Source organism: Pseudomonas sp. ENNP23 (assembly GCF_001728945.1).
GTDB classification, from domain to species: domain Bacteria; phylum Pseudomonadota; class Gammaproteobacteria; order Pseudomonadales; family Pseudomonadaceae; genus Metapseudomonas; species Metapseudomonas otitidis.
Genome location: NZ_LYSP01000001.1, coordinates 126,512 through 146,550, shown reverse-complemented (window position 1 = coordinate 146,550; position 20,039 = coordinate 126,512). Strand labels below are relative to the sequence as shown.

Genomic DNA, 20,039 nt, shown 5'->3' with positions numbered 1-20,039 from the left:
GCTTACAGGGGTTTGACGATGAACAGGCCGTCGTCGTGGCCTTCTTCCGAGCCGCTGTAGACCTGCTCGGCGACGGTACGAAGGCTGCTGCCACGGGCGGCGAGGATCTGGTCCATGGCGCCGGCGAACCAGCCGGTGAACATGTAGTCCACCTTGCGGCCGACCTTGCCGTAGACGTAGACGAAGGCGGAGTGCTTGAGCTTGACGCTGGCGGTGCCCTTGTCGAGGTCGATGTCCTGGATCTGGAACAGGCCCCAGCCGCGCTGGGACAGGCGCTTCATGTAGTGCTCGAACACCGCCACGCCTTCCAGGCCGTGACATTCGGCCTCCTTCTCGCACCAGTGCCAGGCGGACTTGTAGCCGGCCTTGTAGAGGATCTCGGCGTAGCGCGCAGGACCCAGTTCGGCCTCGATGCCCATGTGGTTGTTGACGAAGAAGTGGCGCGGCACATAGAGCATCGGCAGGGCGTCGGTGGTCCAGACGCCGGTCTCGCTGTCGACTTCGATGGGCAGTTCAGGGGCGTGTTTGGCCATGTGGATAACTCCGAATTCAGGTCAGGTATCGGGCGGATGGCGCTTCAGTCATCCGCCGCAGAGATGAGCCACCGCGCGGTGGGCTGGTGGATGAAAAGAGCGTCATCCACCCTACGTTCGTGTTCGGTTCGGTCCGGCGTCATTCGCCCCAGACGTCGCGCAGGACGTTGACCCAGTTCTCGCCCATGATCTTGCGCACCACCCGTTCGCTGTGGCCGCGCCCCAGCAGGGTCTCGGTGAGGTTGGGGAACTCGCCCACGGTGCGGATGCCCAGGGGGTTCACGATCTTGCCGAAGTTGGTCAGGCGGCGGGCGTAGCCCTTGTCGTGGGTCAGGTACTCGAAGAAGTCCTGGCCGTGGCCCTGGGTGAAGTCGGTGCCGATGCCGATGGCGTCCTCGCCGACGATGTTCATCACGTACTCGATGGCTTCGGCGTAGTCGTCGATGGTGGAATCGATGCCCTTGGCCAGGAACGGCGCGAACATGGTCACGCCGACGAAACCGCCGTGGTCGGCAATGAACTTCAGCTCTTCATCGGACTTGTTGCGCGGGTGTTGCTTCAGGCCGGAAGGCAGACAGTGGGAGTAGCAGACGGGCTTCTTCGATTCGAGGATGACCTCTTCGGAGGTCTTGGAACCGACGTGGGAGAGGTCGCACATGATGCCGACGCGGTTCATTTCGGCGACTATCTCGCGACCGAAGCCGGAGAGGCCGCCGTCGCGCTCGTAGCAGCCGGTGCCCACGAGGTTCTGGGTGTTGTAGCACAGCTGCACGATGCCCACGCCGAGCTGCTTGAACACCTCCACGTAGCCGATCTGGTCCTCGAACGCATGGGCGTTCTGGAAGCCGTAGAGGATGCCGGTCTTGCCCTGTTCCTTGGCCTTGCGGATGTCGGCGGTGGTGCGCACCGGGATGACCAGGTCGCTGTTCTCGCGGATCAGGTTGTTGCTGGCGACGATGTTGTTCACCGTGGCCTGGAAGCCTTCCCAGACGGAGACGGTGCAGTTGGCAGCGGTCAGGCCGCCCTTGCGCATGTCTTCGAAGAGTTCGCGGTTCCACTTGGCGATGATCAGGCCATCGATGACGATGCTGTCGGCGTGCAGTTCGGCTGGGCTCATCAGGCTGTCCCCTTTGATTCTTGGTGCGCCGAATCTTCTGCCGGCGCTTTGAAGGGAGCATATCCCCGGGGCTTTGGGCGCTATCGTGCAAAAGCGACCGGGGTATTGCCGAAAGCGTCAAGCCGGTCGCGGATAGGCATGCAGGGCTCGGCGGCGCGGCGGCTCGTGGCGGGCCGCGCGTCCGGCAACCACCGATGGGGCCGCCGGGCATCTATATAAGAAGGTGGCGGCACACCACCCGGCGTCGGTTTCAGCATGCACAGGGTCGCTGAGGTGCAATTTCCCAGGCGCAGGGATGGCAAGCTCGCGTAATGCCCCGGACCCGTGCGCGCAGACGCGCGGTCCCGGCAACAGGGTGGCAACCGGCCCGCGTACCGTGGCGGTCGGCGCTGCCGCAGCCGAAACCTCCAGGCCCAGGCGCCCAGCGCCCGGCCTGCGGAGCCGAGGAACGCTGTATGCCTGATGAGACGCTTCACCTGCCTCTGATTCAGCGCGTGCTGGCGCGGGAGAAGGACACCCCCGGTGCCCTGCTGCCGATCCTGCACGCCATCCAGCAGGGCGCCGGCTACATTCCCGCCCTTGCCATCCCCGAGATCGCCCGCGCCCTCAACCTCAGCCAGGCCGAGGTCCATGGGGTGATCAGCTTCTACCACGACTTCCGCACCGCCCCGTCGGCGCGCCACACCGTGCGCCTGTGCCGCGCCGAGTCCTGCCAGAGCCGGGGCGCCGAAGCCCTGGCGGCGCAACTGCGTGAGCAACTGCAACTGGACGACCACGGCACCCTCGCCGATGGCCGCGTCAGCCTGCGCCCGGTCTATTGCCTGGGCGCCTGCGCCTGCTCCCCGGCGGTCGAGGTGGACGGCAAGGTCCACGCCCGGCTGACCCCTGAACGCCTGCACGCGCTGGTGCAGGGTTGCCTGGAGGACGGCTCATGCTGAGGCTGTGCATCCCCTGTGATTCCGTCGCCCGCGCGGTGGGCGCCGATGCCGTGGCCGACGCCCTGGTGGCCGAGGCCGCGCGCCGGCAACTGCCGCTGGAGGTGCACCGCACCAGTTCCCGTGGCCTCTACTGGCTGGAGCCGCTGGTGGAACTGGAGGGGGCCGAGGGCCGCCTGGGCTTCGGCCCGGTGAGCGAAACCGACGTGCCCGGCCTGCTCGACGCCCTCGCCGGTGACGGCCAGCATCCCCTGGCCCTGGGTGCGGTGGAAGAACTGCCCTACCTGAAGAGCCAGCAGCGGCTGCTTTTCGCCCGCGCCGGCATCACCCGGCCATTGTCCCTGGACGACTACCGTGCCCACGGCGGCTTCGAGGGCCTGGCCCGTGCCGTGGCGCTGAGTGGTGACGAGATCGTCACTGCCGTGCTGGATTCCGGCCTGCGTGGGCGCGGTGGTGCTGCCTTCCCCGCTGGCATCAAGTGGCGCACGGTGCGTGGCGCCGTCGCCGAGCAGAAGTACGTGGTGTGCAACGCCGACGAGGGCGACTCCGGCACCTTCGCCGACCGCATGCTGATGGAGGGCGACCCCTTCCTGCTGATCGAGGGCATGGCCATTGCTGGCCTCGCCGTCGGTGCCAGCCAGGGCTACATCTACGTGCGCTCCGAGTACCCCCAGGCGGTGGAGGCCCTGCGCTGCGCCATCGTGCTGGCCCGTGATGCCGGCTACCTCGGCGCCGACGTAGCCGGCAGCGGCCGGCCCTTCGAGCTGGAGGTGCGGGTCGGTGCCGGAGCCTACATCTGCGGCGAGGAAACCGCGCTGCTGGATTCCCTGGAAGGCAAGCGCGGCGTGGTCCGCGCCAAGCCGCCGCTGCCGGCGCTGCAGGGCCTGTTCGGCCAGCCGACGCTGGTGCACAACGTGCTGACCCTGACCTCGGTGCCGCTCATCCTGGCCCGGGGCGCGGCGTTCTACCGTGACTTCGGCATGGGCCGCTCCCTGGGCACCATGCCCTTCCAGCTGGCCGGCAACGTCCGTCATGGCGGCCTGGTGGAGCGGGCCTTCGGCCTGACCCTGCGGGAGCTGATCGAGACCTACGGCGGCGGCTGCGCCAGTGGCCGGCCGGTGAAGGCCGCCCAGGTGGGCGGCCCCCTGGGGGCCTGGGTGCCACCCACGCAGTTCGACACCCCGCTGGACTACGAGGCCTTCGCCGCCATGGGCGCCATGCTCGGCCACGGTGGTGTGGTGGTGGCCGACGACAGCCTGGACATGGCGCAGATGGCGCGCTTCGCCCTGCAGTTCTGCGCCGAGGAGTCCTGCGGCAAGTGCACGCCCTGCCGCATCGGCTCGACCCGGGGCGTGGAAGTGGTGGACCGGCTGATCGCCGCCACCGACATCACTGCCCGCGAGGAGCAGGCCCTGCTGCTGCAGGACCTCTGCGACACCCTGACCTACGGCTCGCTCTGTGCCCTCGGCGGGATGACCGCCTTCCCGGTCACCAGCGCCCTCAGGCACTTCCCCGCCGACTTCGGGCTGCCGCCCACGGAGGCTGAGCAATGATCCAGATCTTCGACCCCGCCAAGGACACCGACCTGGGCACCCCCGCCCGCCAGAGCGAGGTGCAGGTCAGCCTGAGCATCGACGGCCGCACGATCAGCGTGCCTGCCGGCACCTCGGTGATGCGTGCCGCCGCGCTGCTCGGCACCACCATTCCCAAGCTCTGCGCCACCGACAGCCTGGAAGCCTTCGGCTCCTGCCGCATGTGCCTGGTGGAAATCGACGGCATGCGCGGCTACCCCGCCTCCTGCACCACGCCGGTGACCGAAGGCATGGTGGTGCGCACCCAGACGCCCAAGCTCGCCAGCCTGCGGCGCAACGTCATGGAGCTGTACATCTCCGACCACCCGCTGGACTGCCTCACCTGCTCCGCCAACGGCAACTGCGAGCTGCAGACCGTGGCCGGCCAGGTGGGCCTGCGCGAGGTGCGCTACGGCTATGACGGGGCCAATCACCTGAGCGATGCGAAGGACACCTCCAACCCCTATTTCGACTACGACCCGAGCAAGTGCATCGTCTGCAACCGCTGCGTGCGGGCCTGCGAGGAGGTGCAGGGCACCTTCGCCCTGACGATCGACGGGCGCGGCTTCGATTCGCGCGTGGCGGCGGCCGGCGGGGAGAACTTCCTCGACTCCGAATGCGTCTCCTGCGGGGCCTGCGTGCAGGCCTGCCCCACCGCCACGCTGATGGAGAAGAGCGTGGTGGAGATGGGCCAGCCGGAGCGCAGCGTCATCACCACCTGCGCCTATTGCGGCGTGGGCTGCTCCTTCCGTGCGGAGATGAAGGGCAATGAGCTGGTGCGTATGGTCCCGGACAAGAACGGCCAGGCCAACCACGGCCACTCCTGCGTCAAGGGCCGCTTCGCCTGGGGCTACGCCACCCACCCGGACCGCATCACCAAGCCGATGATCCGCAAGCGCATCACCGACCCGTGGCAGGAAGTGAGTTGGGAGGAGGCGGTGAACTACGCCGCCGGCGAGTTCCGCCGCCTGCAGTTGCAGTACGGGCGCGACGCCATCGGTGGTATCACCTCCAGCCGCTGCACCAACGAGGAGACCTACCTGGTGCAGAAGCTGGTGCGCGCCGGTTTCGGCAACAACAACGTGGACACCTGCGCCCGCGTCTGCCACTCGCCCACCGGCTACGGGCTGAAGCAGACCCTGGGCGAGTCCGCCGGCACCCAGAGCTTCGACTCGGTGATGCAGGCCGACGTCATCCTGGTGATCGGTGCCAACCCCACCGACGCCCACCCGGTGTTCGGCTCCCAGCTCAAGCGCCGCTTGCGCGAGGGCGCGCGGCTGATCGTCATCGACCCGCGCCGCATCGATCTGGTGGACTCGCCCCATGCCCGCGCCGAGCTGCACCTGGCGCTGCGTCCGGGCACCAACGTGGCCATGCTCAATGCCCTGGCCCACGTGATCGTCACCGAGGGGCTGGTGCAGCAGGACTTCGTCGACGCCCGCTGCGAGCCGGCCGACTTCGCCCGCTGGAGCGCGTTCGTCAGCCGTCCCGAACATGCCCCCGAGGCCCTGGGCCCGGTCTGCGGCGTGGCCCCGGAGGCCATCCGCGCGGCGGCCCGGCTCTACGCCACCGGCGGCAACGCGGCCATCTACTACGGGCTGGGCGTGACCGAGCACAGCCAGGGCAGCACGGCGGTGATGGGCATCGCCAACCTCGCCATGGCCACCGGCAACGTCGGCCGCGAGGGTGTCGGGGTGAACCCGCTGCGCGGGCAGAACAACGTGCAGGGTTCCTGCGACATGGGCTCCTTCCCCCATGAGCTGCCGGGCTACCGCCACGTCTCCAACGAGGCGGTGCGGGCACAGTTCGAGCAGGCCTGGGGGGTGACCCTGCAGCCCGATCCGGGGCTGCGCATCCCCAACATGTTCGAGGCCGCCCTGGGCGGCAGCTTCAAGGGGCTGTACTGCCAGGGCGAGGACATCGCCCAGAGCGACCCCAACACCCAGCACGTGACCGCTGCGTTGTCTGCCATGGAGTGCGTGGTGGTGCAGGACATCTTCCTCAACGAAACCGCCAAGTTCGCCCACGTGTTCCTGCCCGGCAGCTCCTTCCTGGAGAAGGACGGCACCTTCACCAACGCCGAGCGCCGCATCTCTCGCGTGCGCAAGGTGATGGAGCCGCTGGGCGGCAAGGCCGACTGGGAGGCCACCGTGGCCCTGGCCAATGCCCTGGGCTACCGCATGGACTACCGGCACCCGTCGGAAATCATGGACGAGATCGCCCGCCTCACGCCGACCTTCAGCCGCGTCAGCTACGCCGAGCTGGAGCGTCACGGCAGCCTGCAATGGCCGTGCAACGACGCCGCGCCGGACGGCACGCCGACCATGCACATCGACGCCTTCGTGCGTGGCAAGGGGCGCTTCATGCTGACCGGCTACGTGCCCACCGAGGAGAAGGTGAACAACCGCTACCCGCTGTTGCTCACCACCGGGCGCATCCTCAGCCAGTACAACGTCGGCGCGCAGACCCGGCGTACCGACAACGTGGCCTGGCACGAGGAGGACCGCCTGGAGATCCACCCCAGCGACGCCGAGAGCCGTGGCATCGCCGAGGGCGACTGGGTGGGCGTGGGCAGCCGTGCGGGGCAGACCGTGCTGCGTGCCCGGGTGACCGAGCGGGTGGCGCCGGGGGTGGTGTACACCACCTTCCACTTCCCCGAGTCGGGCGCCAACGTGATCACCACCGACAACTCCGACTGGGCCACCAACTGCCCGGAATACAAGGTGACGGCGGTGGAAGTGACGAAGGTGTTCCAGCCTTCCGAATGGCAGAAACGCTATCAGGCGTTCAGTGACGAACAGCGGCGTTTGCTCAAGGAACGCCGCAGGACGGAGAGAGTCGAGGCACGCCGATGAGCACAGACAACCTGATCAAGATGGCCAACCAGATCGCCCAGTTCTTCAGCAGCGAGCCGGACCCGGAGGCAGCGGTGAAGGGCGTCCAGCAGCACCTGCAGAACTTCTGGACCCCGGCCATGCGCATCGAGCTCATGGCCTGGCAGGTGGAGCGCCAGGGCGAGAACCTCCACCCCCTGGTGCAGGCCGCCCTGGCCGAGCAGGGGCGGGCGGTCTAGCGTCTTGCTCCACGCCATCGGGCGTTCCGGTGGATCGGTGGAGCGCGATCCACCCTACGCGGTGCCGCATGCACAACCCGTAGGATGCGGTGAGCTCGGCGAACCGCATCGCATCCGAGCCGTGCCTGGCCATGATGGGCTTCGCACAGCCCAGCCCATCCTACGAGGCTGCCCAACGCCGGGCGTTGCCGTGTCGCTCGACGGTGGATTGGTGGGGCGCGGTCCACCCGCAGTGCTGCATGCACAACCCGTAGGATGCGGTGAGCTCGGCGAACCGCATCGATCCCGAATCGTGCCTGGCGATGATGGGCTTCGCACAGCTCAGCCCATCCTACGAGGCTGGCCAGCGTCGGGCGTTCCCGTGGCGTCCGATGGTGGATCGGTGGAGCGCGATCCACCCCGCGCGGGGGCGCGTGCACAACCCGTAGGATGCGGTGAGCTCGGCGAACCGCATCGATCCCGAACCGTGCCTGGCCATGATGGGCTTCGCACAGCTCAGCCCATCCTACGTGGCTGCCCAAAGCTAGCTGGGCGTTCCCGTGGTGCCCGGCGGTGGGGTGCGATCCACCCCGCGCGGGGGCGCGTGCATAACCCGTAGGATGCGGTGAGCTCGGCGAACCGCATCGCATCCGAGCCGTGCCTGGCCATGATGGGCTTCGCACGGCTCAGTCCATCCTGCGTGTGGCTGTGTCGCTTTATCGCTGCAGCGGGTCCGGGTGTTCGTGCCGGTCGTGGCTCGGGGTGGTGTCGAAGCGCTGGCGGTAGCAGCGGGAGAAGTAGCTGGAGGACTCGAAGCCGCAGGCCAGGGCCACGTCCAGCACGCTCATGTCGGTCTGGCGCAGCAGTTGCCGGGCCTTTTCCAGGCGCAGGCCCAGGTAGAAACGGGTCGGCGTGTCCTTCAGATGCAGGCGGAACAGTCGTTCCAACTGGCGCGGTGTGACGCCTATGCGCTCGGCCAGGGTAGAGGTCGACAGCGGCGTTTCGCTGTGGCGCTCCATTTCGCCGATCACCTGCACCAACTTGCGGTTGTGCACGTTGAAGCGGCTGGCGATCTGCATGCGCTGGTGGTCCTGCTGGGAGCGGATGCGGCCGAGCACGAACTGTTCCGACACCTTCAGCGCCAGCGCTTCGCCGTGCTGGCGGGCGATCAGCGTGAGCATCAGGTCGAGGCTGGCGGTGCCGCCGGCGCTGGTGATGCGGCGCCCGTCGATCTCGAACAGCTCCTGGGTGACGGTCAGTGATGGGTAGCGTTCGCGGAAGGCGTCGATGGCCTCCCAGTGCAGGGTCAGGCGCTGGCGCTCGAACAGCTCGGCCTCGGCCAGCACGAAGCTGCCGGTGTCGATGCCGCCCAGGCGCACGCCATCGGCCTCGGCGCGGTTGAGCCAGTGGGACAGGCGCGGGCTGAAGGTGGCCAGCGGCTCGAAGCCGGCCACCACCAGCAGGCAGTCCCCGGTGGCCGGTGCCTCCAGGCCACCCTCCACGTTGAGCGACATGCCGTTGCTGCCGGCCACCGGGCCGCCGTCGGCACTGAGCAGGCGCCAGCGGTACAGCTCGCCGCAGAAGCGGTTGGCCACCCGCAGCGGCTCCACCGCCGACATCAGGCCCATCATCGAGAAGCCGGGCAGCAGCAGAAAGCTGAAGGTCTGGGTCATGGGCAGGTTCCACGAGGCGATGAGCACTTAAAAGCCAGCTAAGCAGCGGGTGCAAGGGGGGAGGTCGTTTCTGTCCTGGAGGTGGTCGTTCTGGTTCGAATCGGTGGGGCGGGCGCTGCGTAAGTTGTGTCCATCGGGTTGACGTGGCGCCCGAGCACGGATGGAGTCGTCGGGTGGGTCGAACGTGCCTGGAGCCGTCGCCCCCGGCCTCCTTAACAACAAGTAGAAAACCGCATGGCCGCAAGGGGAGCATCGATGAAACGTCTTACCGCATTCGCTGGTTGCTGTTTGTTCGCCCTGTCCCACACCGCTGCATTCGCCGCCGACGACGCCAGTTGCCAGAAGATCCGCATGGGCGTGGTGGGCTGGACCGATGTGGTCGCCACCTCCGCCGTCGCCAGTGAGCTGCTGGGCAGCCTGGGCTACCAGACCCGCCAGACCCAGGCGTCGCAGCAGATCATCTTCGCGGGTATCCAGAAGAAGCAGGTGGACGTGTTCCTCGGCTACTGGAAGCCGATCATGGACGACAACATCAAGCCCTTCCTCGACAGTGGCGCGGTGAAGGTGGCGGCCCAGCCGTCCCTGGGCGATGCCGTGGCGGTGCTGGCGGTACCCAGCTACACCGCCGAGCAGGGGCTGCGTACTTTCGCCGACATCGCCCGCTTCAAGGACCAGCTCGGCGGCAAGATCTACGGCATCGAGTCCGGTTCCGGCGCCAACCTGGCGATCCAGAAGATGATCGATGGCAACCAGTTCGGCCTGGGCGGCTTCAAGCTGGTGGAGTCCAGCGAGGCGGCGATGCTGACGGCGGTGAAGCGTGCGGTGAAGAACCACAAGCCGGTGGTGTTCTTCGGCTGGAAGCCGCACCCGATGAACATTCAGATGCCGCTGACCTACCTGACCGGCAGCGAGGACGTGTTCGGTCCCAATGACGGTGCCGCCACCGTCTCCACCGTGACCGCGCCGGACTTCGCCCAGCGTTGCCCCAATGCCAACCGGCTGGTCACCAGCCTGCGCTTCACCAGCGACCAGGAGGCGCAGCTGATGCAGCCGATCATGGAGCGCCAGGAGCCGGGCAAGGTCGCCCGCGAGTGGCTCAAGGCCAACCCGGCGGTGGTCAAGGGCTGGCTGGAGGGCGTGACCACCTTCGATGGCCGCAGCAGCGACCAGGCCGTCGCCTCCCTGAAGTAATGCCGTTCAACCCCGGTGCGCGGGTTCGCCCGCGCACGGTTTCCGATCGCCTCGCAGAAGGATGAACCCACCGTGAACCATGAAGTCATCGTCACCTGCGCCGTCACCGGCGCCGGCGATACCGTCGGCAAGCACCCGGCCATTCCCGTTACCCCGAAGGAGATCGCCGCCGCCGCCATCGAGGCCGCCAAGGCCGGCGCCACCGTCGCCCACTGCCATGTGCGCGACCCGCGTACCGGCAAGCCGAGCCGCGATGTGGCGCTGTACCGCGAGGTGGTGGAGCGCATCCGCGAGAGCGACACCGACGTGATCATCAACCTCACCGCCGGCATGGGCGGGGACCTGGAGATCGGCAAGGGCGAGCAGCCGCTGGAGTTCGGCGCCGGCACCGACCTGGTGGGGCCGCTGGAGCGCCTGGCCCATGTGGAGGCACTGCTGCCGGAGATCTGCACCCTGGACTGCGGGACGCTGAACTTCGGCGATGGCGACTTCATCTACGTGTCCACCCCGGCCCAGTTGCGGGCGGGCGCCAGGCGCATCACCGAGCTGGGGGTGAAGGCCGAGCTGGAAATCTTCGACACCGGCCACCTGTGGTTCGCCAAGCAGATGCTCAAGGAAGGGCTGCTGGAGGACCCGCTGATCCAGATCTGCCTGGGGATTCCGTGGGGGGCGCCGGCGGACACCACGACCATGAAGGCCATGGCCGACAACCTGCCGCCCGGCCTGATCTGGGCTGGCTTCGGCATCGGCCGTATGCAGATGCCGATGGTGGCCCAGGCGATGCTGCTGGGCGGCAACGTGCGGGTCGGCCTGGAGGACAACATCTGGCTGGACCGGGGCGTGCACGCCAGCAATGGCCAACTGGTGGAGCGGGCCATCGAGATCATCGAACGCCTGGGTGGCCGTGCGCTGAGCCCGGCCGAGGGCCGCGAGAAGATGAAGCTCAAGCGTCGCGGCTGAGCAGCCCTCTCACATACATGCCATAGCCCGGGCTTCAGCCCGGGGACGCACCGTCAATCGACACAGGATCAGGAGCCACCATGGCCTTCACCACTCACATCAGAACCTTCGCCGCCCTTGGCAGCGGCGTGATCGGCAGCGGCTGGGTCGCCCGCGCCCTGGCCCACGGGCTGGACGTCGTCGTCTGGGACCCGGCGCCGGGTGCCGAGGCCGCGCTGCGGGCGCGCATCGCTAATGCCTGGCCGGCCCTGGAGAAGCAGGGGCTGGCGCCGGGTGCGTCCCAGGCGCGCCTGCGCTTCGTCGACACCGTCGAAGAGTGCGTGCGGGACGCCGATTTCATCCAGGAGAGCGCCCCCGAGAGCCTGGAGCTGAAGCTGGCACTGCATGCGCAAATCAGCGCGGCGGCGCGCCCGGACGTGATCATCGGTTCCAGCACCTCGGGGCTGCTGCCCAGCGAGTTCTACGCTGACGCGCAGCACCCGGAGCGCTGTGTGGTGGGGCACCCGTTCAACCCGGTCTACCTGCTGCCACTGGTGGAGGTGGTGGGCGGGGAGAAGGCGGCGCCGGAGGCGGTGCAGGCGGCCATCGAGGTCTATACCGCTTTGGGCATGCGCCCGCTGCATGTGCGCAAGGAGGTGCCTGGCTTCATCGCCGACCGCCTGCTGGAGGCGCTGTGGCGTGAGGCGCTGCACCTGGTGAATGACGGCGTGGCCAGCACCGGGGAGATCGACGATGCGATCCGCTTCGGTGCGGGGTTGCGCTGGTCCTTCATGGGGACCTTCCTCACCTACACCCTGGCCGGTGGCAATGCGGGGATGCGCCACTTCATGGCGCAGTTCGGGCCGGCCCTGCAGTTGCCCTGGACCTACCTGCCGGCGCCGGAGCTGACCGAGACGCTGATCGACCGGGTGGTGGAGGGCACGGCTGTGCAGCAGGGCGAGCGCAGCATCGCCGAGCTGGAACGCTACCGGGATGACTGCCTGCTGGCGGTGCTGGCGGCGATCAAGGACACCAAGGCCCGCCATGGCTTCGCCTTCGCGGAGTAGCCGGCATGGTCTTTCGATGGAGTGGAGCCCGGACATGAGCAGCCCCCTGGTGACCTACCGCACACGCATTCCCGCCGAGTGGGTGGACTACAACGGCCACCTGCGCGATGCGTTCTACCTGTTGGTGTTCAGCTACGCCACCGATGCGCTGATGGAGGTGATCGGCCTCGACGAGGGCGGGCGCGCCGAGACAGGCCACACGCTGTACACGCTGGAGTGCCACCTGAACTTCCTGGCGGAAGTGAAGCGGGATGAAGCGGTGGAGGTGCACACCCAGGTGCTGGGCGTGGATGCCAAGCGTCTGCACATCCACCACAGCCTCCACCGGCCAGGCGAGCCGGTGATGCTCGCAGCCAGCGAGCAGATGCTGATGAACGTGGACGCAGCCACGGCGCGCTCCTGCGCGTATGCGCCCAGGGTGGCGGAACGGGTGGGGGCGTTGTTCGAGGGGCACCGGGCGTGTCCGCTGCCGGCGTATGTGGGGCGGGTGATCGGTTTGCCGCCGCCTCGTTGAAGGCGGCGCCCCGGCGTATGTGCCGGGGCTCGGCGCGGGATCAGGTCGGCAAGGCGTAGCGGCGGGCGAAGTCGATGAGGTCCACCAGGTTGCGGGTCTTCAGCTTGTCCATGAGGCGGGACTTGTAGGTGCTGACCGTCTTGTGGCTGATGAACAGTTGTTCGGCGATTTCCTTGTTGTTTTTGCCGTTGGCCAGGTTCTGTAGCACGGCCAGCTCACGGTCGGAGAGGCTGTCCAGCAACTGGCTGTCGTTCGGGCTGCCGCCTTCCTGGGCGCCGGCAGGCAGGTGCACGGTGCTGGGGAACAGGCTGTAGCCGGAGAGCACCGAGCGGGTGGCGGAGATCAGGCTCACGGCCTGCTCCTGCTTGGAGAGGTAACCGGTGGCACCGGCCTGCAGGCAGCGATTGGCATACAGCGCGGCCGGCAGCGAGGTGAGCACCAGCAGCTTGAGGTTCACGTCCATCGCGCTGAGGCGCCCCAGCACCTCCAGGCCATCGAGCTTGGGAATGGCGATGTCGAGAATGACCAGGTCAGGGCGCAGGGAGCGCGCCATGCTGAGGCCTTCCACGCCGTTTTCGGTTTCTCCGACGATTTCATAACCTTCGCGCTCCAGCAGTACGCGGGTCGCGAAGCGAATCATGGGCTGGTTGTCGATCAGCAGAATCTTGCTCATCTGGTTGGTTCTCCTGCTCAAGTTTCCCTATTCAATAGGAAGGCGCACGGAAGCTTTCAGGAACTTGCCGTTTAGGTGTGTTAAAGGGTCGTTTGTTGGCCTTCCTGACCGTGAGCGATGGGGATTTCAGGACCCCTGCGCGATTTCGGTCAAGTTGGCATCAGGTGATTCTTCTAAGAATGTTGCCCGTTGTCTTTCGGACTATTCCGAATACTTCGTATTTCTGCCCGGCTAACTTGTACGACCTATTTCATCGGTCTGATGAAGTAGCTTAAAAAGTTTGGCTAAGCACGTGGAGCGCGGATTATATTTGCCGTGCGCGGCAGGATTGGTCTTTTGGGAAGTTTCCTACATATCGTGTAGGTTCTGCCTTTATACAAGGCGCCTAAGGGTCGCCTGTCTGCTCTTGAACTAAGGTTTCCCCGACACCTCTTTTCCCAGCAGGTGGGTTTGTGTCCCGTATTTTCGCTCTCCGCACGCTGCTCCTGTGCCTGTTTTTGCTGTGCCCGTCATTCGGCGGCGCCGTTCTGGCCGATGAGGGGCACGCCCTTTCGCTGTCCAGCCAGGTGGTGGTGGATCAGCAGGATTTGGAAATTTCCGAATCCGACTGGCACTGGTTGCGCCAGCGGCGGGAGTTGGTCATGGGCGTGCTGGCAAAGGGGGCGCCGCCGCTGGAGATCGTTCAGGCACATGGCGTCTACCAGGGCATGACGCCCGACGCGGCAACGCTGCTGGGGCAGATGCTCGGTCTGCAGATCCGTCTGCGTGCCTACCCCGACCGGCAAGCTCTGGTGACGGCGCTGCAGGCCGGGGACATCGACTTCTTCGGGGCCGATGGGCACAGCGAGCCCGTGCCGGGCCAGGTCCGCAGTCTGGCCTACGGTTTCAGCCGGCTGGCGTTGTTCCGCCGCGGCAATGACCACCGTGAGCTGCCTGACGATCTCAAGGGTATGAAGCTGGCCTACACGCCGGAGCATGGCGATGCCGTGGCGTTGTTCCCTGCGGCCCGGGCACTGCCGGTCGATACGGTGGAGCAGGGCGTCGCCGATGCGGCCTTCGGTCAGGCGGACCTGTTGCTGGCCGATGTGGTGCCGGTCTATTACCTGCTGAACCGTGCCTTCTATGGCACGGTGCGCTTCGAGCGTTATGTGGACTGGCCGGGCGGCGAGCTGGCTTTCGTGGTGCGCCAGTCCGATCCGCAACTGCTGCGTGGGATTGACGGGGCGCTGCGTGCGATCGGTCGGTCGCGCCTGGACGAGATCGCCCAGCGCTGGGTGGGTAACGGTGTGATGCCGGCCGCCGAGCGCATGGTGCTCACTTCCGAGGAGGCGCGCTGGGTGCAGCGTCATCCGGTGGTGCGTGTTGCCGTGGACGACGATCTGGCGCCTTTGGCGTTCTTCGACGGCAACGGGCAGTTCCGGGGCATCGTCGCCGATCTGCTGGACCTGGTGCGGCTGCGCACCGGGTTGCGCTTCGAGGCCGTCAGCCGCACTGGCGGCTATGCCGGGCAGATCAAAGCCTTGGCGGAAGGTGAGGCCGATATCGGAATCCTCACCAAAGGGCCTGAGCGAGAGAGCGTGCTGCGTTTCACGCGGCCGATCACCAGCAGCCCGTTCGTACTGGTTACTCGTGCCCAGGCTGATGGGCTCGGCGAGCCGGTTGGGGACCTGTCCGGGCGGGTGCTCGCCCTGGGGCGCGGCCATGTGGCGCGGGAGGCGATGCGCCGTGCCTTCCCGAAGGCAGAGCTGGTGGAGCCCGGTTCGACCCTGGATGCCTTGCACAGTGTCGACACTGGCCGCGCCGATGCAGCCCTGGTGGGGCTGCCGGTGGCCCGTTACTACCTGGTGATGATGTTCCAGAACCGCCTGGCCATCGCACAGGTGGCACCGGTGGGGCCGGCCACGTCCAATCTCGCGGTGCGTCGAGGCGACACGGAACTGCAGGCCATCCTCGACCGCGCACTGGCGGAGCTGTCGCCCGACGAGTTGGCTGCCACCGCCGACCGCTGGCGCGGGACGCCGGGCATGAGCCCGCAGACCTGGCGCGAGTACGGTGTGCTCATCCAGCGCATCGTCATCGGGGCGGCGGTGCTGCTGCTACTGGTGTTGGCCTGGGTGCTGCACCTGCGGCGCCAGGTGCGTCGGCGCCAACTCGCCGAGCGCCAGTTGCAGGATGAGCTGCGCTTCATCGAGACGCTGATCGACAGCATGCCGCCGCCGGTCTACGTGCGTGACACCGAGGGGCGCCTGCTGTCGTGCAACCGCAGCTACCTGCAGACCTTGGGGCTGGAGCGCGAAGAGGTTATCGGCCTGACGGTGACCGAGCTGTCGGTGGACTTCCCGGATGCTGCCGAATTCCACCAGCGGCAATTGAAGGCGGTGGCCGAAGGGCAATTGCAGCGCTCGGTGCATGAGCTGTCTCTGGGCGGGCGCACCCTGTGGATCGAGCACTGGATACAGCCCTTCCAGGACTCCGCCGGGGTCACCCGTGGGGTGATCTGCGGGTGGCTGGACTTCACCGAGCACCACAACCTGGTGCTGGAGCTGGAGGCGGCGAAAAACATGGCCGATGCGGCCAGCCGCGCCAAGACCACTTTCCTCGCCACCATGAGCCACGAGATCCGCACGCCGATGAACGCGGTGATCGGCATCCTCGAGCTGGCGCTCAAGCGCGCGGCGGATCGCCCCATTGACCCGTCCAGCATCGAGGTGGCCTACAACTCGGCGAAGGGGCTGCTGGAGCTGATCGGCGACATTCTCGACATTGCTCGCATCGAGTCCGGCCGGCTCAGCCTGTCGCCACGTCGGGCCAACCTGCGGGAGCTGGTGGAGTCGGTGGCGCGGGTGTTCGACGGCTTGGCGCGGCAGAAGGGGCTGGTGTTGAACCTGGATATCGACGCGGGCATCCAGGGCGATGTGCTGGTGGACGGCATGCGTTTCAAGCAGGTGCTGTCCAACCTGGTCAGCAATGCCATCAAGTTCACCCGCGAGGGCAGCGTCAGCGTGCGCATCCATGGTGAGGACGGCGAGTCCGATCAGTTGCACGTCTACCTCAGCGTGGCGGACACCGGCATCGGTATCGACCCGGCGGACCAGGCTCGCCTGTTCCAGCCCTTCGAGCAGGTGCAACGCAGCTCCGGCTCGATGGAAGGGGCAGGGCTGGGGCTGGTCATCTGCCGCTCGCTCTGCGAAATGATGGGGGGCCGCCTGGCCTTGGACAGCGCGCCCGGGCGCGGCACCCGGGTGGATGTGGAGCTGCGCCTGCTGCGGCTTGACCCGATTCCGTTGATGGAGATCGCCCGCCAGGAGGAGGCCCAGGCCCGGCGTCGGCTAAAGGTGCTGGTGGTGGACGACCACCCGGTGAACCGGCAGATCCTCGCCCAGCAACTCGCCTACCTGGGGCATGAGGTGGTGGAGGCGGTGGATGGGGTGGACGCACTGGCACGCTGGCGCGAGCAGCCCTTCGATGTCGTCGCCACCGACTGCCATATGCCGCGCATGAGCGGCGCAGACCTGGCCCGTGCCATTCGCGAGGACGAGCGCCAGCAAGGGCGTGTGCCGGTCCTCATCCTCGGGCTGACCGCCGACGCTCAGCAGGAAGAGGTGGAGCGCGGCCTCCAGGCCGGTATGGACGATTGCCTGGTCAAGCCCATTGGGCTGGATTTGCTGGAGGAAAAGCTCGGCGGTGCGCCCGGCCCCGCACCCTCGCGGGTCGAAGGAGCGGAGGGGGAGGCCGAGGTGCTGTTCGACCTGAGTCCCCTGGCGCCGCTGACCGGCGGGGACCCCGGCCTGGCGGTGAGCCTGCTGCGGGAGTTGCTGAATACCAATCGGCGCGACCTTGCCGCGCTTGAGGAACAGGTACGTCTGCATGACGCTTCGGCCCTGTTCGAGTTGGCCCACCGGCTCAAGGGCGCTGCGCGGGTGATCAAGGCCACTCGGGTGATCGAGGCGTGTGAGTACCTGTCGCGGGCCAGCGTCGTGGAGCGGCCGCGTTCCGATGCCCTGGAGGCCGGTGTGGAGGCCGTACGGCGAGCCCTGGAAGCCCTGGAGCGTGGCCTGCTCCAGCAGATGCCGGAGCTTCAATGAAGCGTGGGGCGCTCCTTCATCAGGCGATCGAAGTCCGGGCGGGCCAGCGGGCGGGAGAACAGGAAGCCCTGGCCTTCGGTGCAGCCCAGGGACAGCAGGCGCTCGCGCTGCTGGCGGGTTTCGATGCCTTCGACGATCAGGCTGATGTTCATGGCTTTGGCCAGCGCTACGGCACTGCTGATCACCGCGCCGCTGCGGGGCTGGCTGGTGAGCTTGCGGGCAAAGCTGGCATCCAGCTTCACCTGGGTGAACGGCAGATCGCAGAGCCGGTCGAGGGAGGAATAGCCGGTGCCGAAGTCGTCCATCGACAGGCCACAGCCCATCATGCGCAGGCGTACGAGGTTTTCCAGGCAGGTGGTCGGGGCGCTGAACAGGCCGGTTTCAGTGACCTCGAAGATGACGCCCTCGGCGGACAGGCCGGCCTCATCCAGGTGCGTGCGGACACGCTCGGGAAGGTCGTTGTCGCTCAACTGTGCAGGCTGGAGGTTGAAGGCGATGTTGAGCATGCGGCCCTGGCTGGCGAGGATGCGCTGGAACTCCAGGCCCTGCCGGAAGATCTGCCAGAACATGCGGTTGATCAGGCCATGGGCTTCCATCATCTGCAGGAACTGGGCGGGCATCAGTACGCCGTGCTGCGGATGGCGCCAGCGGGCCAGGGCCTCGGCGCCGACCATCTTGCCGCTGCGCAGGTCGACCTTGGGTTGGAACCAGGCTTCGAACTGGCCCAGCTCCAGGCCTTCCAGCAGTTCGTCGCGGGATGGCAGTTCCATGACCTCAGGCTCACCGAGGCCGCGGGTCTGGTTGGCTTCGTAGCGCGCCAGCAGTTGCGCGGCCCGTTCGATGTCGAAGGGTTTGCCCAGATCACCCAGGCATTCGAGCCCGAGGGTGCGGATCATCGACTGGGTGGCCTGGCGCAGGGGCGCTTCCACGGCGCTGCTGAGAATCACCGAGCGCACGGCACCGGAGTGGCTGGCATGGCGGAGGAAGGCCAGGCCGTCCATCCCGGCCATGCGCAGGTCGCACAGCACGACGTCGACGCCGCCGCAACTCTGCAGCTCGTTCAGGGCGCTGGCGCCATCGCCGGCCTGGTGGATGCGCTGGATACCCAGCTTCTGCAAGGCGGTCACGGCGATCAGGCGCTGGAAGGGCTCATCTTCCAGAACCAGAATGCTGATGTTCTTCATGGAAAGGGCTCGGTTGGTAAAAAGTCCGGCCACGTTACGCAGCTGCTCTGCAAGCTGCTAGGCGAAGCGTCGGTGGCGTCTGTAGGAAAATTCATCTGCGGTACGACTGCTTCACAGTTTGCCGGGAATACACATGAGCCGTGGTTCAACCAGAGGTCACACATATGAGAACAGCCCTGATCGTCGATGATCACCCCGTGATCCGGATGGCGGTGCGCATGCTGCTGGAGCGCAATGGGCTCGAGGTGGTGGGGGAGGCCGATAACGGCGTGGATGCCGTGCAACTGGTGCGTCAGCATGAACCGGACGTGGTGATCCTCGACATCGGCATCCCCCGCCTGGACGGGCTCAACGTCATCAGTCGCATTCGCTCACTGGGGCTCGACAGCCATGTGCTGGTGCTCACTTCGCTGCCCGCAGAGGGGTTCTGTCAACGCTGCCTGCAGGCGGGTGCACGTGGCTTCGTGAGCAAGGAGGAGGACCTGCAGAACCTGGTGATCGCCATCAACTCCATCAGTGCCGGCTTCACCTTCTTCCCCGCCGATGTGCTGCCAATGGGGCAGGGGGCGCCGGCCAGCGAGCGGGAGTTGGTGGGGCGCCTGTCCAACCAGGAGTTGATGGTCCTTCAGTACCTGGCCTCCGGCCTTGGCAACAAGGAGATCGCTGAGCGGATGCTGCTCAGCAACAAGACCGTCAGCACCTACAAGAGTCGTATTCAGCAGAAGCTCAACCTCGCCTCCCTTCTCGAACTCATCGAGTTCGCCCGCCGCAACGACCTGAGCGCCCGGCAGCAGTAGCGTCTCCAGCCAAACTGCACGCGCCCCAGGCCTCCATCTGTCAGTGCGCAAGTGCGTGGTCGAGCGTGCCGTCGTTTCTGCTTGGCACCAGCCCGGCGATCAGCCCCCAAGCGGGACCCGGGCGCTCCTCGTGCTTGCCACGCGGGCTTTCAGCCTGTCATGGCGCCTGCCCTATCTGTGCCGATGTGTCCTACGTGAAGGTGGGTGGACGGCTTACGATTTCCGGGATTTGTACGATTTTTTAGATGCTCATCGCTCTATAGACTGCATCGCCTTAGCTTGATGTGATGCTGTTCTCCTTCTGGCCTTTTTCCGAAGTTTCATGTCGATATCACGAGTTTTTCAGCCATTGATAGACCGCTGATTCTTTGTCGGAGTGGCTCAGCCGCTATCAAGGAAGAACGCCCATTTCATCAGAAGCGCCTCGGACGCCTGGATTCTGATCGTATTGGTCATTCGAGAGACCAGGTAGGAAGGGGGTGGGCTGCATGGACGCAGCGAGAGGCACGTCAGGCCAGGGACAGTCTGTCGCGTTGACGCCATGGTGCAGGTGGGGATGCTGGGTTCTGTTTTAGAGGTGAACTCTGCTTCGTTGACGGAGTTGCCCTATTTCCTCGCAACTGCTGAAAAGTAGCTGGCTCGCGAAGACGAGACTAAACGGGCCTGCGAGGCTCGGTAACGCGTTTGGCGTTGAACCGCCAAACGGTT

Annotated in this window: 15 protein-coding genes; 10 read left to right on the top strand and 5 right to left on the bottom strand. The window is 66.7% G+C overall.

The window, feature by feature from the left end:
• Positions 1-2 precede the first annotated feature (2 nt).
• Complete coding sequence (locus tag A9G05_RS00600) at positions 3-533, bottom strand: DUF5943 domain-containing protein (protein WP_069559130.1); 531 nt, start codon at positions 531-533, stop codon at positions 3-5.
• Positions 534-672: 139 nt separating this feature from the next.
• On the bottom strand, positions 673-1,650 hold the full coding sequence (locus A9G05_RS00595) for a dipeptidase (RefSeq protein ID WP_069559129.1): 978 nt from the start codon (positions 1,648-1,650) through the stop codon (positions 673-675).
• Positions 1,651-2,105: 455 nt separating this feature from the next.
• Between A9G05_RS00595 and A9G05_RS00590 the strand changes: the two genes are divergently transcribed.
• The 4 genes from A9G05_RS00590 to A9G05_RS00575 are packed head-to-tail and all read left to right on the top strand — an operon-like array spanning position 2,106 to position 7,229.
• Positions 2,106-2,588, top strand: a complete 483-nt coding sequence (locus tag A9G05_RS00590) for a formate dehydrogenase subunit gamma (RefSeq protein WP_069559128.1) — start codon at positions 2,106-2,108, stop codon at positions 2,586-2,588.
• Positions 2,582-4,138: an NADH-ubiquinone oxidoreductase-F iron-sulfur binding region domain-containing protein gene (locus tag A9G05_RS00585; protein ID WP_069559127.1), complete on the top strand. Its 1,557-nt coding sequence runs from the start codon at positions 2,582-2,584 to the stop codon at positions 4,136-4,138. Before A9G05_RS00590 ends, A9G05_RS00585 begins: the two co-directional genes overlap by 7 nt.
• Positions 4,135-7,011, top strand: coding sequence for a formate dehydrogenase subunit alpha (gene fdhF / locus A9G05_RS00580; protein WP_069559126.1), 2,877 nt, complete (start codon positions 4,135-4,137; stop codon positions 7,009-7,011). The genes A9G05_RS00585 and fdhF overlap by 4 nt, the downstream gene beginning before the upstream one ends.
• Positions 7,008-7,229 (top strand): formate dehydrogenase subunit delta, encoded by a 222-nt coding sequence (locus tag A9G05_RS00575; protein ID WP_044409197.1) that lies wholly within the window; start codon positions 7,008-7,010, stop codon positions 7,227-7,229. Before fdhF ends, A9G05_RS00575 begins: the two co-directional genes overlap by 4 nt.
• Before the next feature lie 695 nt (positions 7,230-7,924).
• Here the strand turns inward: A9G05_RS00575 and A9G05_RS00570 are convergent.
• Positions 7,925-8,881, bottom strand: coding sequence for a GlxA family transcriptional regulator (locus tag A9G05_RS00570; protein ID WP_069559125.1), 957 nt, complete (start codon positions 8,879-8,881; stop codon positions 7,925-7,927).
• Positions 8,882-9,136: 255 nt separating this feature from the next.
• Here A9G05_RS00570 and choX point away from each other — a divergent pair, with 255 nt between their 5' ends.
• The 4 genes from choX (at position 9,137) to A9G05_RS00550 (ending at position 12,592) form a co-directional block, all read left to right on the top strand.
• Positions 9,137-10,072, top strand: a complete 936-nt coding sequence (choX, locus tag A9G05_RS00565; protein ID WP_069559124.1) for a choline ABC transporter substrate-binding protein — start codon at positions 9,137-9,139, stop codon at positions 10,070-10,072.
• A 72-nt stretch (positions 10,073-10,144) separates the two neighbouring features.
• Positions 10,145-11,032: a 3-keto-5-aminohexanoate cleavage protein gene (locus A9G05_RS00560; RefSeq protein WP_069559123.1), complete on the top strand. Its 888-nt coding sequence runs from the start codon at positions 10,145-10,147 to the stop codon at positions 11,030-11,032.
• Positions 11,033-11,112: 80 nt separating this feature from the next.
• Positions 11,113-12,078, top strand: a complete 966-nt coding sequence (locus A9G05_RS00555; RefSeq protein ID WP_069559122.1) for an L-carnitine dehydrogenase — start codon at positions 11,113-11,115, stop codon at positions 12,076-12,078.
• Positions 12,079-12,112: 34 nt separating this feature from the next.
• The gene (locus A9G05_RS00550; protein ID WP_069559121.1) at positions 12,113-12,592 is read left to right on the top strand and encodes a thioesterase family protein; all 480 of its coding nucleotides are present in this window, start codon (positions 12,113-12,115) and stop codon (positions 12,590-12,592) included.
• 40 nt (positions 12,593-12,632) lie between these two features.
• On the opposite strand, the gene A9G05_RS00545 is transcribed toward A9G05_RS00550, so the two are convergent.
• Entirely contained in the window at positions 12,633-13,265 is a 633-nt protein-coding gene (locus A9G05_RS00545) for a response regulator transcription factor (protein WP_069559120.1), read from the bottom strand.
• A gap of 452 nt (positions 13,266-13,717) precedes the next feature.
• Here A9G05_RS00545 and A9G05_RS00540 point away from each other — a divergent pair, with 452 nt between their 5' ends.
• On the top strand, positions 13,718-17,350 hold the full coding sequence (locus tag A9G05_RS00540; protein WP_256548205.1) for a transporter substrate-binding domain-containing protein: 3,633 nt from the start codon (positions 13,718-13,720) through the stop codon (positions 17,348-17,350).
• Here A9G05_RS00540 and A9G05_RS00535 read toward each other — a convergent pair.
• Positions 17,344-18,534 carry an EAL domain-containing protein gene (locus tag A9G05_RS00535; protein ID WP_069559119.1) on the bottom strand — a complete coding sequence of 397 codons (1,191 nt, stop codon included), beginning with the start codon at positions 18,532-18,534 and terminating at the stop codon, positions 17,344-17,346. The genes A9G05_RS00540 and A9G05_RS00535 overlap by 7 nt on opposite strands.
• 164 nt (positions 18,535-18,698) lie before the next feature.
• Between A9G05_RS00535 and A9G05_RS00530 the strand changes: the two genes are divergently transcribed.
• Entirely contained in the window at positions 18,699-19,331 is a 633-nt protein-coding gene (locus A9G05_RS00530) for a response regulator transcription factor (RefSeq protein ID WP_069559118.1), read from the top strand.
• The last annotated feature ends 708 nt before the right edge of the window (positions 19,332-20,039 follow it).